The sequence below is a fragment of the Thalassospira sp. HF15 genome, from assembly GCF_011806525.1.
Classification (GTDB): Bacteria; Pseudomonadota; Alphaproteobacteria; order Rhodospirillales; family Thalassospiraceae; genus Thalassospira.
The window spans coordinates 346,076-360,637 of sequence record NZ_JAAVKI010000004.1 but is presented as its reverse complement, the minus strand read 5'-3'; the positions used below and the strand labels follow the sequence as shown (position 1 = coordinate 360,637).

The 14,562-nt window shown below is 55.0% G+C and carries 14 protein-coding genes; 7 read left to right on the top strand and 7 right to left on the bottom strand.

The features are described from left to right. Positions 1-22: 22 nt before the first annotated feature. Together HED22_RS11100 and HED22_RS19740 are read right to left on the bottom strand one after the other, a co-directional pair. Positions 23-1,312: a polyhydroxyalkanoate depolymerase gene (locus tag HED22_RS11100; RefSeq protein WP_167722093.1), complete on the bottom strand. Its 1,290-nt coding sequence runs from the start codon at positions 1,310-1,312 to the stop codon at positions 23-25. Positions 1,313-2,013: 701 nt separating this feature from the next. After that, complete coding sequence (locus HED22_RS19740; protein WP_303047729.1) at positions 2,014-2,145, bottom strand: hypothetical protein; 132 nt, start codon at positions 2,143-2,145, stop codon at positions 2,014-2,016. An 809-nt stretch (positions 2,146-2,954) separates the two neighbouring features. Here HED22_RS19740 and zwf point away from each other — a divergent pair. From zwf to HED22_RS11075, 5 genes are all read left to right on the top strand, one after another. Next, a complete protein-coding gene (gene zwf, locus HED22_RS11095; protein ID WP_167722090.1) occupies positions 2,955-4,448 on the top strand; it encodes a glucose-6-phosphate dehydrogenase in 1,494 nt (497 codons plus the stop codon). Positions 4,449-4,522: 74 nt separating this feature from the next. Continuing rightward, positions 4,523-5,242: a 6-phosphogluconolactonase gene (gene pgl / locus HED22_RS11090; protein ID WP_167722088.1), complete on the top strand. Its 720-nt coding sequence runs from the start codon at positions 4,523-4,525 to the stop codon at positions 5,240-5,242. Positions 5,243-5,247: 5 nt separating this feature from the next. Continuing rightward, positions 5,248-7,080: a phosphogluconate dehydratase gene (edd, locus tag HED22_RS11085; protein WP_167722086.1), complete on the top strand. Its 1,833-nt coding sequence runs from the start codon at positions 5,248-5,250 to the stop codon at positions 7,078-7,080. After that, positions 7,080-8,018 carry a glucokinase gene (glk, locus tag HED22_RS11080; RefSeq protein ID WP_167722085.1) on the top strand — a complete coding sequence of 313 codons (939 nt, stop codon included), beginning with the start codon at positions 7,080-7,082 and terminating at the stop codon, positions 8,016-8,018. Before edd ends, glk begins: the two co-directional genes overlap by 1 nt. A 23-nt stretch (positions 8,019-8,041) precedes the next feature. Next, complete coding sequence (locus HED22_RS11075) at positions 8,042-8,683, top strand: bifunctional 4-hydroxy-2-oxoglutarate aldolase/2-dehydro-3-deoxy-phosphogluconate aldolase (RefSeq protein ID WP_167722083.1); 642 nt, start codon at positions 8,042-8,044, stop codon at positions 8,681-8,683. A 113-nt stretch (positions 8,684-8,796) separates the two neighbouring features. On the opposite strand, the gene HED22_RS11070 is transcribed toward HED22_RS11075, so the two are convergent. After that, positions 8,797-9,030, bottom strand: coding sequence for a hypothetical protein (locus HED22_RS11070; protein ID WP_167722081.1), 234 nt, complete (start codon positions 9,028-9,030; stop codon positions 8,797-8,799). 148 nt (positions 9,031-9,178) lie between these two features. Here HED22_RS11070 and HED22_RS11065 point away from each other — a divergent pair, with 148 nt between their 5' ends. Then, positions 9,179-10,048 carry a LysR family transcriptional regulator gene (locus tag HED22_RS11065; protein ID WP_167722078.1) on the top strand — a complete coding sequence of 290 codons (870 nt, stop codon included), beginning with the start codon at positions 9,179-9,181 and terminating at the stop codon, positions 10,046-10,048. A gap of 188 nt (positions 10,049-10,236) precedes the next feature. On the opposite strand, the gene HED22_RS11060 is transcribed toward HED22_RS11065, so the two are convergent. Then, positions 10,237-10,515, bottom strand: a complete 279-nt coding sequence (locus HED22_RS11060; protein WP_167722076.1) for a DUF1127 domain-containing protein — start codon at positions 10,513-10,515, stop codon at positions 10,237-10,239. Between the two features lie 176 nt (positions 10,516-10,691). On the opposite strand from HED22_RS11060, the gene HED22_RS11055 reads away from it, so the two are divergent. Continuing rightward, positions 10,692-11,561 (top strand): LysR family transcriptional regulator, encoded by an 870-nt coding sequence (locus HED22_RS11055; RefSeq protein WP_167722074.1) that lies wholly within the window; start codon positions 10,692-10,694, stop codon positions 11,559-11,561. Here HED22_RS11055 and HED22_RS11050 read toward each other — a convergent pair whose 3' ends face one another. The 3 genes from HED22_RS11050 to HED22_RS11040 are packed head-to-tail and all read right to left on the bottom strand — an operon-like array spanning position 11,562 to position 14,350. After that, a complete protein-coding gene (locus HED22_RS11050) occupies positions 11,562-12,596 on the bottom strand; it encodes a nickel/cobalt transporter (protein ID WP_254869958.1) in 1,035 nt (344 codons plus the stop codon). Then, on the bottom strand, positions 12,544-13,239 hold the full coding sequence (locus tag HED22_RS11045; RefSeq protein ID WP_167722072.1) for a DUF1007 family protein: 696 nt from the start codon (positions 13,237-13,239) through the stop codon (positions 12,544-12,546). Before HED22_RS11045 ends, HED22_RS11050 begins: the two co-directional genes overlap by 53 nt. Beyond that, positions 13,199-14,350, bottom strand: coding sequence for a zinc ABC transporter substrate-binding protein (locus HED22_RS11040; RefSeq protein ID WP_167722070.1), 1,152 nt, complete (start codon positions 14,348-14,350; stop codon positions 13,199-13,201). The genes HED22_RS11045 and HED22_RS11040 overlap by 41 nt, the downstream gene beginning before the upstream one ends. Between the last annotated feature and the right edge of the window lie 212 nt (positions 14,351-14,562).

Below are 14,562 nucleotides of genomic sequence, written 5' to 3'. Positions count from 1 at the left end.
TAAATTTTGATCACTGCGTGCGTTATTCGGCAGCGTTGATATGCGTGACATTGGGGGCGCTGCGTGCGCCTTTGCCCTCATGATCGTGGCGGCGGATGAATTCCTTGATCCGCGGGCTGATCTGTTCACGCCAGCGACGGCCGTTAAACACGCCATAATGGCCAACGCCCTGCTGCAAATGATGCATGCGCATGCTATCAGGCAGGTTGGTGCAAAGCTTGTGCGCGGCCCGGGTCTGTCCCATGCCGGTAATGTCATCGCGCTCGCCTTCGACCGTCAGAAGGGCGGTCTTGGTAATCGCTGACGGATCAACCGGCACACCTTGCCAGCGCATGGTGCCTTCCGGCAGGCTGTGTTCATGGAACACGACCTTCAGCGTCTGAAGATAGAATTCCGCCGTCATATCCATGACAGCCAGATATTCCTGATAGAAATGACGCTTGGCATCGGCACTTTCGCCGTCACCTTCGACAAGGTGATTGAACATGTCGTGATGGGCCGAAACGTGGCGGTCCCAGTTCATGCTCATGAAGCCTGCAAGCTGCATAAAGCCCGGATAGACACGGCGCATCACGCCAGCATGGGGCAACGGAACATGGGAAATCACATGCTGTTCAAACCAGTCAAGGCTGTGCTGCTTGGCGAACTTGTTGACCTCGGTCGGGTTTTCGCGGGTATCAATCGGCCCACCCATCAGGGTCATCGAGGCCGGCTGGCAGGCTTCGTTCCCGTCTGCCATCAGCGATGCCGCCGCAACCACCGGCACAGATGGCTGGCACACAGCCATCATATGGGTGTTCGGGCCAAGCTTGCGCAGGAAACGCATGATGTAGTCGATATAGGTATCAAGATCAAAATGACCAAGATGGACCGGCACCAGACGGGCATCAATCCAGTCAGTGATATAAACGTCGTGATCGGGCAGGAGTGCCTCGACAGTACCGCGCAGAAGCGTTGAAAAGTGACCCGAAAGCGGGGCGACGATCAACAGGCGCGGGTCATCTGGTTGGGTTTTGAGATGACCGGTTTCGCGCTTGAAATGCAACAGGTTGCAAAAAGCTTCGCTGTGGACGATTTCTTCGGTGATGGGCACCGTTTCGCCGTTGATCACCGTACTGTCCAGATCAAACTCCGGCTTGCCATAACGATGGGTAATATGCGTGAACACGTCACACGCCGCGGCCGCTGCCCGACCCTGATGGGTATAGGACATCGGATTGGCCGGATTGCGCAGCCACTTCTTGCTGGCATCAGCAGCCATGCGAAGCGGGCTTATTGTGGCGTGCTGCAATTCATAAAGGTGATACAGCATTAAATCTCACTCCCGGGTGACCGACACACATTGTGTGGTCACCAACCTGGTTTACGGCATTTCACCCAGTTTCTTTTCGCGCGCAGCGCACCTGCACACGAAGTCTGGCTTTTTTCAGAATTCCGGTCTGGACGAACATTTGCCGTTGGCCGACCTGATGCCCATTGATCAAGATCTGGGGATCAGCGATCTGAAATCCAATTATTGCTTCAAAGCCTACTTGAGTTCTGTATACAAGCAATAGCCTTAAAGTATGAGGAAATGGCGAATTATCCTTTTTCACCCTGATTCAAGCGAAATTATCCGGTTTTGTCGAGTGAAATTTTGCAATGCGGTGTAAATTGTTGCGTTGCAACAAATGTTTTTGGGTATTCGCGATCAGATATGGCGATGGCAACATGTTTGCCAAATATGACGAAGACTCGCATTTCTGTTTGCATGGGCCTTGGTCCCGATATGCCTAAAGCAAAAAAAGCACCGCTATCGGGGAGATAGCGGTGCCAGTATGCGGAGTATGCGGAAGTCATTATTGCGGTCGATGAGGCCAGTTGGGGAAGACCGGGCGTAGGGAAGGTCTGACCGACAGGCGGGACAGGGTTTGGGTGCGGGGTTGCCTGCCGGTCAGACGCCCGTGATGGACAAAAGCTGGGTGGCTTATGGTCCGGGCCTCATAAACACAGATAACGTGTGTTGGGAATTTTTCAGATCAGACCACGAAGGGTTTGCGCCATGCCAAGTCCGATCACGAACAGGAAAAATCCCGTGCTACCGACAACAGCAACGGTGCTGCAAAGCTCGTTCAAGCGGGTCGGGTTTTCGATCAGTTTCAGCATGGTCTGTCCTCCTCAATCTGTCTGAACAAACCATACTGTTCTGATTTTGTTCTCGCAAGAACAAAATTGGAACAAAAGGGGGTGATGTAGTGTAAGTAATTGATATTTATCGAATTAAATACGTTTACAAATGTTCTCACTTTTAAGCTGGACCAGGAACACGAACAGCATTCTAGTCCGAGAACGTGATCAAAAATCCCGGAAATCTGCGAGTCTTTGCGAGTCTGCACATATTTGACTGAGTTATTCTTCATGTTGAGGTTGGGTGAGGACAGAAGAAACGGGCATTGATTGATACCAATGAGACGCCGTTTGCGAACAAAAGGCGCGCGCTTTATCAAAACTGTGAACTGTTTTGTCGGCAGGCGGATCTGTGCCGTTGGAATCAAATTGTTGCACGATGTTTCAACTGTCCTAAAATGCAGGAAATCCGGCTGTAATTGCAGTGATTTTGCAACAAATTGTTACGGTTAAACCGGATTTCGGTAAAACGTCTTCTATCGCGCGTGATCGCAGTGGTCTTGCCCCCATGGATCGTGTAACAGTGCGCGTTAGGGCCATGACAAATTAGCCTTGCTGCTCAGGACACAGCATTGCCGGACGTCACGGCCCGGTTGTCAGGTATCTGGCGACGGAATATCGGTCATGGACAGGGTGTCATATTCCTGTCGGGTGACAAAAAGCAGACAGGATCGGAAAATCCGGTTCTGTATCACGGCATCGGCCGTGCCCCGATTGTCTGCCAGGATCGCAAGATCCGGGGTCCCACCTTGGCGACGGGAAGGAAACGTTGGAAGGCTAAGGGCATAATGAAACAAAGGCAAAGGCTTAAGCATCGTATCGCGGATATCGTGATTTTCGGTGGGACCGGAGATCTGGCGTTACGCAAACTTTTTCCCGCACTGTATGAAATGGAGCGCACCGGGCGTTTCGATGATGAAACCCGTATCTTTGGCGCATCGCGCAGCGAACATAGCGACGAAGATTTCCGGGCCAAACTGCAAGAAGCCGGGAAGAAATTCATTCCCGAAGGCGAGTTTGATGCTGAAACCTGGACGAAGTTCGCCAGCCGCATCGCCTATGTGCAGGTATCTGCGGGCGATGAGGCCGGTTTCAAGGTTCTGAATGAAAAGCTGTCCGATCAGCCTGATCGCGACCGCGTGTTTTATTTCTCCACCAGTCCGGCACTGTTTGCCGACATGGCCTTTAACCTTAAAAAGGCAGGCTTGGTCACGCCGAACTCCCGTGTCGTGCTTGAAAAGCCGCTGGGCCATGATCTGGACAGCTGCCGTGAAATCAACGGCCAGATCGGTGAAGTGTTCGAAGAACGCCAGATTTTCCGTATCGACCACTATCTTGGCAAGGAAACCGTGCAGAACCTGATGATTCTGCGCTTTGCCAATGCGATGTTCGAGCCGCTCTGGAACAGTGCGCATATCGATCACGTTCAGATCACGGTGGGCGAGGAAGTCGGTGTCGAAGGGCGCTGGTCCTATTATGACGATGCTGGCGCCATGCGCGACATGGTACAGAACCATATGTTGCAGCTTCTGTGCCTTGTCGCGATGGAACCGCCCTATGTCCTTGATCAGGACGCGGTCCGTGATGAAAAGGTCAAGGTGCTTAAGGCGCTTCAACCGATCAACGATTCCAATATCGATAGCTCCACCGTGCGCGGCCAATATCGCAAAGGGGCCGTGGGCGGCAAGGAAGTACCGGGTTACCTCGAAGAGGAAGGTGCCAATACCGACAGCACCACCGAAACCTTTGTCGCAATCCGGGCCGAGCTTGATAACTGGCGCTGGTCTGGCGTTCCGTTCTACTTGCGCACGGGCAAACGTTTGCCCAAACGCCATTCGGAAATCGTCATCCAGTTCCGCGATGTTCCGCATCAGATTTTCCCGCTGGCAAAATCCATGACCAATTATCAGGCCAACAAGCTGGTCCTGCGCCTGCAGCCTGATGACGGTATCCATCTTGTGCTCAACAACAAGAACCCGGGGCCGGGTCTTGTGCGTCTGCGCCCGACAGCCTTGAATCTTTCGTTTGCCGAGGCGTTCGGGGGCCGAAGCCCGGATGCCTATGAGCGTCTGTTGCTCGATGCGATTGATGGCAACAACACCCTGTTTGTGCGTCGTGATGAACAGGATATTGCCTGGCAGTGGGTCGATGCCATTCAGGATGCGTGGCAAAACAATCATGTCACGCCCAAGGGATACACCGCCGGAACGTGGGGCCCGTCTGCTGCGATCGCATTGATCGAGCGTGATGGCCGGACCTGGAATGAAGAGGCCGGGTTCTAGCTTTGTGCATCCCCGATGCATATGCGTCGGGGACTTGCGCAACCTCGCCATGATCCCAACTTCGGGAAGAAGACATGACAAACGAACGCACATTTAAAAGCGGCGATGAAATGCTTGCGGCAATGGTCAAGGAGACCGTTGATCGGCTGGAATTTGCCATTGCGACCCGCGGCCACGCCAGCATCGCTGTTGCCGGTGGACGCTTTCCCAAGCCGCTGTTTCAGACCCTCTCAAAGGCCCGCCTTGACTGGTCAAAGGTGATTGTGACCCTTGGTGACGACCGCTGGGTGGGGCTTGATGATGATCAGTCCAATGAAAAGCTGGTCCGCGATAACCTGTTTATCAACGAAGCCCAGAACGCGCGGTTTGTGTCACTGAAAACATCTGACAGCAGCCCGGAAGATGCGGTCGAAACCGTAAGCTCCCGTCTGCGCACCGAAATGCACTGGCCGCTTGATATCGTATTTCTGGGGATGGGGGATGACGGCCATACCGCATCGCTTTTCCCGTCCTCAACCCCGGAAGCCCTGAGTAATGGGCTTTATCCCAAGCATGGCGAACTGGTCGCCGCTGCCCGCCCGACCGTATCACCGGTCCCGCGCATCAGCATGACTTTACCTGCCATCCTCAATGCCCGGTATATTGCAATCCATATTACCGGACAGTCCAAATGGTCGACCTTTGAGACCGCGAAAAACGGCACGGAAATCGAAGAAATGCCAGTTCGCGCAATCTTGCAACAGACTGACGTCCCCGTCGATCTGTGGTGGAGCGCCGAGAACCCGAAAGGCTGAACCCCATGAAACGTGAAATAGAACAGATTACAAAACGCATTATCGAGCGTTCCAAACCAACCCGCGAAGCCTACCTTGCCAAGATCGAGGCAGCGGCATCTGACCGCCCGCATCGTTCCGCACTTTCATGCGGCAACCTTGCACATGCCTCGGCTGGGTGTGGCGCAGCAGAAAAGCAGCGCATCAATGGCGAAGACGGTGCCAATCTGGGTATCGTGACATCTTATAACGATATGCTTTCGGCCCATCAGCCGTTGGGTGTTTATCCCGACCGCATCAAAAAGGCCGTGTTTGAAGCAGGCGGTACCGCACAGGTCGCCGGTGGTGTGCCCGCCATGTGCGATGGCGTGACGCAAGGCCGCCCGGGCATGGAGCTTAGCCTGTTTTCGCGTGACGTGATTGCGATGTCGACGGCCGTGTCGCTGTCCCATGACGTCTTTGACGCCGCGATGTATCTTGGCGTTTGTGACAAGATCGTTCCCGGTCTTGTCATGGGGGCACTTTCCTATGGTCATATTCCGGCGGTGTTTGTGCCGGCTGGTCCGATGCCATCGGGTCTTCCCAACAATGAAAAGGCCCGCATCCGCCAGCTGTATGCACAGGGCAAGGTTGGCCGCAAGGAACTGCTTGAAGCTGAAACCGCATCCTATCACAGCCCGGGGACCTGTACTTTCTATGGTACGGCCAACTCCAACCAGATGCTGATGGAAGTTATGGGCTTGCATCTTCCAGGTGCTGCGTTCGTCAACCCGAATACCGATCTGCGTGACGCGCTGACCGAAGAAGCCGCAAAGCGTGCGATGCAGATTACCAAGCTTGGCAACGACTATCGCCCGATTGGCAAAATCCTTGATGAAAAGGCGTTTGTGAACGGGATTGTCGGTTTGCTGGCCACCGGCGGGTCGACCAACCATACCCTGCATCTTCCGGCCATGGCACGTGCTGCCGGGATCGAGCTGCGCTGGGATGATTTCGACGAACTGTCGCGTCTGGTGCCGCTGCTGTGCCGCGTTTATCCGAACGGGCAGGCGGATGTGAACCACTTCCACGCTGCTGGCGGCATGGGCTTTGTGATTTCTGATCTGCTCAAGAACGGTATTTTGCACCCGGATCTTGAAACGATTCATACCGGTGGCATGGCCGCCTACGGCACCGAGCCATATCTGGATAATGGCAAGCTTTCCTGGCGTGATGCGCCGGAAACCAGCCATGACGAGGAAATCCTGCGTCCGACCGAAAAGGCGTTCAGTGCTGATGGTGGTCTGCGGATGCTGTCGGGCAATCTTGGCCGTTCTGTCATCAAGGTTTCCGCCGTTAAGCCGGAAAACCGCGTGATCGAAGCGCCGGCAGCCGTATTCACATCCCAGGAAGAAATGATGGAGGCCTTCAAGGAAGGTAAACTCCATCGTGACGTCGTCTGTGTTGTCCGCTTCCAGGGCCCGAAAGCCAACGGTATGCCGGAACTGCACAAACTGACCCCGCCGCTTGGCGTTCTTCAGGACCTTGGGTACAAGGTTGCCCTTGTCACCGATGGTCGTATGTCTGGCGCATCGGGCAAGGTGCCTGCTGCCATTCACGTCACGCCAGAAGGCATGATGAACGGCCCGATCGCCAAGGTTAAGGACGGTGATATCATTCGAGTTGACGCCGAAAGCGGCGAGCTGTTGCTCAATGTCACCGACGCCGAACTGGCCAAGCGTGATTTTGCGACCTTTGATAACAAGGCCGAACATCAGGATGGCTTTGGCCGCGAGATGTTTGGTGTTTTCCGCGAACATGTTGGTCTGGCCGAACTCGGTGCCAGTGCGGCCTTCCCGGGGGAGGCTGAAGTCGCGTAATGCAGCTGGTTGGTGATATTGGCGGGACCAATGCCCGCTTTGCCTGGCTGGATGAGGCTGGCGATCCCTATACACCCATGACATTGCCGGTGCGTGACTATGCCACCATCGGCGATGCCATGCGCGATTTCATGGCCAAAACCGATTGCACGGATTTGCGTGAGTTCGCTGTTGCTGTCGCATGCCCGGCGATGGCCGATACAGTCAAGTTTACCAATAACCCGTGGGTGTTTTCCAAAGACGCTCTTAAGGCCGAATTCGATCTTGATCGCCTTGTGGTGGTCAATGATTTCACCGGTCTTGCCATGTCTGTGCCTTATCTTGGCAAAGAAGACCTGATCACGCTGTTTGATGGTCCGGGGCGTCCGGGGCTGCCATTGGCAGTGGTCGGTGCCGGAACCGGGCTTGGTGTGTCCGGGCTTTTGCCGCACGAAGGCAAATGGTTGCCTATTCAGGGTGAAGGCGGGCACGTGTCGCTGCCAGCGATTGATGATCTGGATTTCGAGATCGTCAAGTTTCTCGACAAGGAACTTGATCGCGTATCCGCCGAACGTGTGTTGTCGGGCATGGGGATTGAGAACCTCTATCGAGCGCTTGCCGCGATTGATGGTATTGATGTTCCGCCGAAAACGGCTGCGGAGGTGGTTGAGGCCGCGCTTGGGGCCAATGATCCGCTCTGCTGCAAGGTGCTGGATCGGTTTTGCATGTTCCTTGGCGGGGTCGCCGGGGATCTGGTTTTAACACTCGGTGCCTTTGACGGGGTCTTTATCGGCGGCGGTATTGGTCCGCGCATTAGCGATTACATGAAGAAAAGCGCGCTCAAGGAGCGCATGATCGCCAAGGGGCGGTTCCGTGATTTGATGAATGATGTGCCGGTGCGCCTGATGACGGCGAAATACCCGGCCCTTATCGGTTGTGCCAAAATCCTGACGGCCTGACCGGGAAACTGGAGGAAGAGTTTATGAGCCTTTCATCGCGTGAGATTCTGTCCAAGGCCCCGGTGGTGCCGGTTCTTGTGATCGAAGACGCCAACGATGCCGTGCCGCTGGCCAAGGCGCTTGTCGCTGGTGGTTTGCCTGTGCTTGAGATTACCCTGCGCTCGTCCGCAGCGGAGGAAAGCATCAAACGCATCATCGCCGAAGTTCCTGACGCCATTACCGGTGCGGGGACGGTGATCAATGCCAAACAGATGGAACGTATGGCCGAAATCGGCTGTGCCTTTGCTGTTTCGCCGGGGCATACGGAAGGGTTGCTTAAGGCCGCCAAAGATACCGGATGTCCGTTGCTTCCGGGGGCGGGAACCCCGTCCGAGATCATGAACCTGATCGATCATGGCTATGACATTCTGAAATTCTTCCCGGCAGAACAGCAGGGTGGGGTGTCGATGCTGAAATCGCTTTCGGGGCCGTTGCCGCAGGTCAGCTTCTGCCCGACCGGGGGCGTGTCGCTTTCAAACCTTGCGGATTATCTGGCCTTGCCAAACATCATCACGGTTGGCGGTTCGTGGATTGCGCCCAAGGATGCGGTCAAGGCGGGTGACTGGGCAAAGATCACAAAGCTTGCGCAGGAAGCCACTGACAAGGTCAAGGCATTGCGCGGCTGATTTTCCGCAGCCTCGTTTACCATAACCAGAATGCGAAAAAGGGACCCAATCGGGTCCCTTTTTCTATCAGGGTAGTCCATGCGACGGTATCGGTGCCGCAGCCGGGTCAAGGCCTAGCCTTTGATACGGTCGACATACCAGGTCGAACCGTTGAACTTGCGCTGCAGACCGAGGTCGGCAAGTTCAGCATGGCTAAGAGAATCCCAACCATAGCTGGCGGCCTTATGAGCACGCGCCGGACCAATTTTGGCGGTGATCTGGCTCAGAAGTGACCCGAACGGCATACGTTTGGTGAACGGGTCTGCAGAGACGTTGAACTGCGGTGCAGCGGAAACCGTGTGTGCCATAGTGGCCTCCTTTGATCTACGGTTGATTACGTTTCGATAAGCGGAAAATGTCATATGCGAAATAAAACGGGAAGTACTTTGTTTTGCATAGTTACTGTGCAAAAATGCACGGAAATCTGGGGTGATTCTAAAGGGTAAAATAGCGGCTATGAATTGGAATGATTTGCGCTACTTCCTTGTTCTTGCTGAAGAAAACAGTCTTTCCGGTGCTGCGCGACGTCTGCGAAAAGAGCATACCACCGTTGCAAGAAGGATTGAGGCACTCGAAAGTGATCTTGGCACCAAGCTTTTTGACCGCTTGCCGCGTGGCTGGCAACTTACCGCGGCGGGTCGAAATCTGGTTCCGGTTGCTGAACGAGTCGAAGAGGAAGCCCTGACCTTCGAACGCCAGGCAAAAGGGGACGAAGCCGCCCACGGGGTGGTGCGCATTTCGGTGCCCCCGGTCGCCGGGCGCGTGTTGTTTGCACCACGTCTGGCCCGTCTGCTGAAAGCCCATCAGGGGCTTGAGTTTGAAATCGTCGGGGCGGCCAATATCGTCAACCTCGCCCGACGCGAAGCCGATATCGCCGTGCGTATGATCACCCCCCGCGAACCGGGCCTGATTACCCGCAAGTTGGTTGAACTGGGTGTGGGGCTGTATGGCGCGGTCGGCTATCAGGAACGCGTGCCCGAAATGTATTGGGAATTCTGCGGCTACGAAGATACCACCTATGGCGCTTCGAAAAGGGAATGGGTGCGTACGGTCCTTGACCGTGAACTGCCTTGCCGGTTCCGGGCCGATGACACAGAAACCGTGCGACAGTTCATTGCCGCCGGGCACGGGGTCGGCGTGTTACCGCGTTATCTTGGCGATCAGGACGAAGAACTTGAACTCATTCACGCCGACATCGACGGGCGCAGCCGCGAGAGTGTTTGGATGGTGGTGCATCCTGATATGCGTCGGTCGCCCGGTGTGCGCCTTGTAATGGATGCATTGATCAGGGCTGCGGACAACATCGCCGAGGAATATCAGGTCTGATCAATTGTGACCCGTGAACAAAGGGCCTCTGCGTTGCAGAGGCCCTTGCCTGCCTTGAGGGAGGCATTCGCCAATCCGAGCAACATTGCTGTCGCCCGGTCGGCGGGATCAAAGCGTGTCGATTGCCAATAGTTCTGTTTGGAACCAGGGCCGCTTTGATTTTCCGGGTCGTGGCGCAGAAGTGGCAGTTAATGCCAGTCAAAGGGCATATATCCGTCACGTGTGCGTTCCAGACCGATGTCACGCAGTTGATCGTCGCTAAGCTTATTCAGAGCATTGCGTTCCTGATAACGCTTCTGCGTTGCAATCAACGCATTGAGGATCGTCGGGATGATCGCACGAATGCCCAAGGTGGCATAGGGGCGCGAGGCAGGGGGGCACGGACTTTGTGCAAGCATCTCCGACGATGACTTGTTTGATAGGTGACCAACGACGGGATGACATTCGATATGGTTTGATGCCGCCATTTTGATGCTCCTTGATCGTGTGGGCTTTGCAATGTCGACAAGGTTGACATGCGCAAAAACACAAATGAATTCCGATAAACTGCGCTACAGTTGTGCAAATTTGCGCAATGGTGGAGCATCGTTTTCAGCGTTACGCAGGGTACCGATTTTGTACTAGCCGCGCCGGGATGGGGTTCATGAACTGGAATGATTTGCGTTTCTTTGTTGCTGTGGCAAAGGAGGGAACTTTGTCCGGTGCGGCAAGATGTCTTGGCAAGGACCACACGACGGTTTCGCGAAGGATCGAGGCGCTAGAAGCAGATTTAGGTGCACACCTGTTCGATCGTCTGGCCACAGGCTGGAAACTGACGGAGGCAGGCGAAAACCTTATGCCGGTGGCCTTACGTGTCGAAGAAGACGTTCTGGCGTTCGAGCGCCAGGCACGCGGGGACGAAACCGCCCATGGGGTCGTCAAGATTGCCGTCCCGCCAAGTGCTGGGCGATTGCTGTTTGCCCCGCGTTTGGCAGAGTTGCTTCGCGATCAAAAGAACCTTGAATACGAAATACTGGGATCAAGCGTTGTCGCCAATCTGGCCCGACGCGAGGCGGACGTGGCTGTGCGCATGGTGCGTCCCGATCAGAGCGGGCTGATTGCCCGAAAACTGGTCGACTTGCGTTTTGCGGTTTATGCCGCCAAGGGCTACACCGAACGTGTCCCAAGGGAAAACTGGGAATTCTGTGCGGATGGCCGTAACACATTTGGTGATTATCAGCAGGGATGGGTTTGGGATACCCTTGAACAGGAATTACCAGTGCGGATAAAGGCCGATGATACCCAGACAGTTCAGGCCTTTGTTGCCGCCGGTCACGGACTGGGATTGTTGCCGCGCTATATGGCAGATGAAGATGACCGTCTGGAAGTGGTTGCCGATGACACCCTGGCAGAGGTCAGCAAACCGGTTTGGCTGGTTGTCCATCCTGATATGCGGCGCTCCCCCGGTGTTCGCATGGTGATGGACGCCTTGATCAAGGCAACAGACAGCATCCCGGCCGCTTATAAATCCTGATCATAACCAGCCCAGTTGTCGGGCAGACGCCATCAGAAGCATCACACCAAACAAGGTAATGATAGTTGCCCCGGTAAAGCCGACCGTGCGGCGAATGATGCCAGATGATGCTTCTGACAGGTTGAACAGGTGCTGTGTGCCTGTGCGAATGCCAATAGCAGCCAAACCAATCAGACTTACAGTGATGGCAACACCGAGTGCCATGGCAAAGGCGGCCCCGATGCCGATCAAAAACATGCCGTTGGCCAAGGTAAACAGCAGCACAAGGATCGATCCGGTGCAGGGGCGCAATCCTGCGACAATGCCGGTTGAGATCATTTGCCAGTTGGATTGGCCGACAGGTTCATCGTGATCAGCATGATCGTGATGATGATTGTGGTCATGATGATGTGCATGATCATGATGGTGGTGATCACCATGTGGTCCGTGGTGATCACAGCAGTCATCACGGCCTTGCAAGATGCGGAGCGCCATCAAGGCGCCAAGCCCGGCAATCAAGGCGTATGAGATGGCCTCCATGATCAGGCCATTCTGGGTGACGGCTGCCGGACCAAGATTAAAGATCAGCGTCAGGCCTCCGACCATGATGATGGCCGAAACCGCCTGAACGGTGGCAATCAGGCTGCCCATGGCGACGCCCTGTTTCCATCCGGCATCCCGTGACAGGAAATAGGTGGTGGTGATCATCTTGCCGTGACCAGGGCCCGCCGCGTGAAAAATCCCATAGCCAAATGAAAGCGCAATGATGACAAGGCCGGGCCAGACGCTGCCGCCTTCCTTTGCTTCGCGAAGCGTTGCGGTGATTTCACGATTGAGTTTGGTCTGAATGACAACCGTTTGACCGATAATATCTGACAGCCAGCGGGGCAGGGTGATCAGGCTGTCATCTTCATTCCCGGCGTCTTGTGTGGGTGCAGGTGCGCTCTGGCCGCTGTCACTCGCCCCGCGGCCCAGAAGGTTTGCAGATTGTGCGAATGCCGGATTACTCGACGAGAACGAAATCGCCAGGAGCAAGGCCGTTAGAACTGCTGCCATCTGCCACCTTGGCCGCGCAAACAACATCGGCACGGACCGGAGCGACAAGGTCAAAATAGATGCGGTTCTTTTCATCTTCGCTCATCTCGAAATGACAGGACAGGTTCTTCGCCCCGGAAAACAGGACGGGATCGACCTGTGTGTAGGCGACATCGATATAGTATTCGGCATCATAAACCGACAGGCTGACGGCATCCCTGATCGGGTCCAGCGGCGTTTCCAGCATCAGCTTGAAGTCATAGGTTACGCGGCGATCATCGGTGATATCGGCGACAAAATCGGTCGCGCCTGCAAAGGACACCAGTTCCTCGTTCTTGCGCAGGTGCGTTAGCCAGGAAAACTCGGAAAGGGCGGTAAAGGCGTTGTCACGAATGGCTGTGTTTTCTTCGCCAAAGAACCGGGTGTCGTAGTTCTGATCAAACTCGTCGATCAAGGTCATGCTGAACAGGTCGTCAAACACCCAGTGAACATGCACAGCGGTGATATTGTTGTCTTCAAAAACGAATTCGGCATTTGCGTCGATCCAGACATGCGGATGCGCAAATGCCGATTGTGTGGTTGCCAGCACCGAAATGCCGGCAACCAAAATCGCTGTGACGTTTTTACGAACCGTTGTCCAGGCAGTCGACAAGGGCATCGACATTCTGCGCCAGAATCTCCTGATAGGCATCCGGTCCCGCCGCGATGTCAGAGCCAAGCGGGTCAAGCGTGCCGGTCCGGATACCGGTGTCAGATACCACGGCCTCAACGATGGCCGGTCGGAACTGCGGTTCTGCGAAAATGCAGACAGCACCGGTATCGTGGATTTTGTCTTCGATTTCATGAAGTCGTTTGGCTCCGGGCTTCTGATCTGGCGATACCGTAATCGATCCGACCGCATTCAGGCCAAGACCGCTTTCAAGATACTGGTACGCATCATGGAAGACTACATATGGTTTGTCCTGGATCGGCGCAACTTTTGCCCGAAGATCATTACCAAGGTTGGTAAGGCTTGCAAGCAGTGTCTGCAGGTTTGCGCGGTAGTCGTTGGCATGTTCCGGGTCGATCTCGGCCAGTTCATCGGCGATTGCGATTGCAATGGTTGCGCCATTGGCCGGATCCATCCAGATATGCGGGTCAACATCGTCATGTTCGTGGTGGTCGGCCGCTTCATGCTCGTGATCATGATCGTCATGCTCTTCATGCTCGTCACTGGCATGTTCGTGGTCATGATCATCATGCGCCGCGTGATCATGCTCGGCTTCATGGTCATGGTCGTGGTCATGGTCGTGATCGTGATCGTGATCATCTTCATGGTCATCATGATCATCGTGCGCGTCATGTGCCGCGTCACCGTCTTCATGCCCATGATCATGCATATGCGCTTCCCATGTGCCGCCTTCGCGCATCTCGCGCAGCGACAGCTGCGGCAGTGCAACCAGTTCAAGCTGATGACTGTGACCTGACAGGCTTTCAAGCGGCTTTTCAAGGAAGCCTTCAAGCGCATGCGAAACATAGATCACCAGATCGGCATCACTCAGCGCACGCGCTTCGCTTGGGCGGAGCGAATAGGTATGTGGTGAAGACGCACCGTCAATAAGCAACACCGGCTCCCCGATATCCTTCATGATGGCACTTGCGATCCCGTGTATCGGCTTGATGGAAGTCACGACGTTCGGGGCATCATCGCCATGAGCGGTTGCGCTCAGCGGTGCTGCAACAAAAAGCGGGGCCGCAAGAAGAATTCGACGGAGGGTTGGGCGCAAGGAGGGCATATGGTTGATCCGATTTGAAGTGGGTCTGTTATCTGCTTTGATTTGTTATGATATAACATAACAAACGGTCAAGGGAAAAACATGTTGTCACTGCAAATACGCCTTACCTTTTCAACGCAACAGACATCCGTGAAGTGTCATTCCCCGCGCTGTTTCTGATGCAGGCAAGGGGCAGAGTTTCCTGATCGGGAATTGCGGTGATGATGCAACGG

Coding starts and splice junctions, on each gene's coding strand:
- HED22_RS11040 (WP_167722070.1), bottom strand. CDS start 14,350: ATGCCCTCCTTGCGCCCAACCCTCCGTCGAATTCTTCTTGCGGCCCCG.
- HED22_RS11055 (WP_167722074.1), top strand. CDS start 10,692: ATGAACTGGAATGATTTGCGTTTCTTTGTTGCTGTGGCAAAGGAGGGA.
- HED22_RS11065 (WP_167722078.1), top strand. CDS start 9,179: ATGAATTGGAATGATTTGCGCTACTTCCTTGTTCTTGCTGAAGAAAAC.
- HED22_RS11070 (WP_167722081.1), bottom strand. CDS start 9,030: ATGGCACACACGGTTTCCGCTGCACCGCAGTTCAACGTCTCTGCAGAC.
- zwf (WP_167722090.1), top strand. CDS start 2,955: ATGAAACAAAGGCAAAGGCTTAAGCATCGTATCGCGGATATCGTGATT.
- pgl (WP_167722088.1), top strand. CDS start 4,523: ATGACAAACGAACGCACATTTAAAAGCGGCGATGAAATGCTTGCGGCA.
- glk (WP_167722085.1), top strand. CDS start 7,080: ATGCAGCTGGTTGGTGATATTGGCGGGACCAATGCCCGCTTTGCCTGG.
- HED22_RS11075 (WP_167722083.1), top strand. CDS start 8,042: ATGAGCCTTTCATCGCGTGAGATTCTGTCCAAGGCCCCGGTGGTGCCG.
- HED22_RS11050 (WP_254869958.1), bottom strand. CDS start 12,596: ATGGCAGCAGTTCTAACGGCCTTGCTCCTGGCGATTTCGTTCTCGTCG.
- HED22_RS11100 (WP_167722093.1), bottom strand. CDS start 1,312: ATGCTGTATCACCTTTATGAATTGCAGCACGCCACAATAAGCCCGCTT.
- HED22_RS11045 (WP_167722072.1), bottom strand. CDS start 13,239: ATGTCGATGCCCTTGTCGACTGCCTGGACAACGGTTCGTAAAAACGTC.
- HED22_RS11060 (WP_167722076.1), bottom strand. CDS start 10,515: ATGGCGGCATCAAACCATATCGAATGTCATCCCGTCGTTGGTCACCTA.
- HED22_RS19740 (WP_303047729.1), bottom strand. CDS start 2,145: ATGCTGAAACTGATCGAAAACCCGACCCGCTTGAACGAGCTTTGCAGC.
- edd (WP_167722086.1), top strand. CDS start 5,248: ATGAAACGTGAAATAGAACAGATTACAAAACGCATTATCGAGCGTTCC.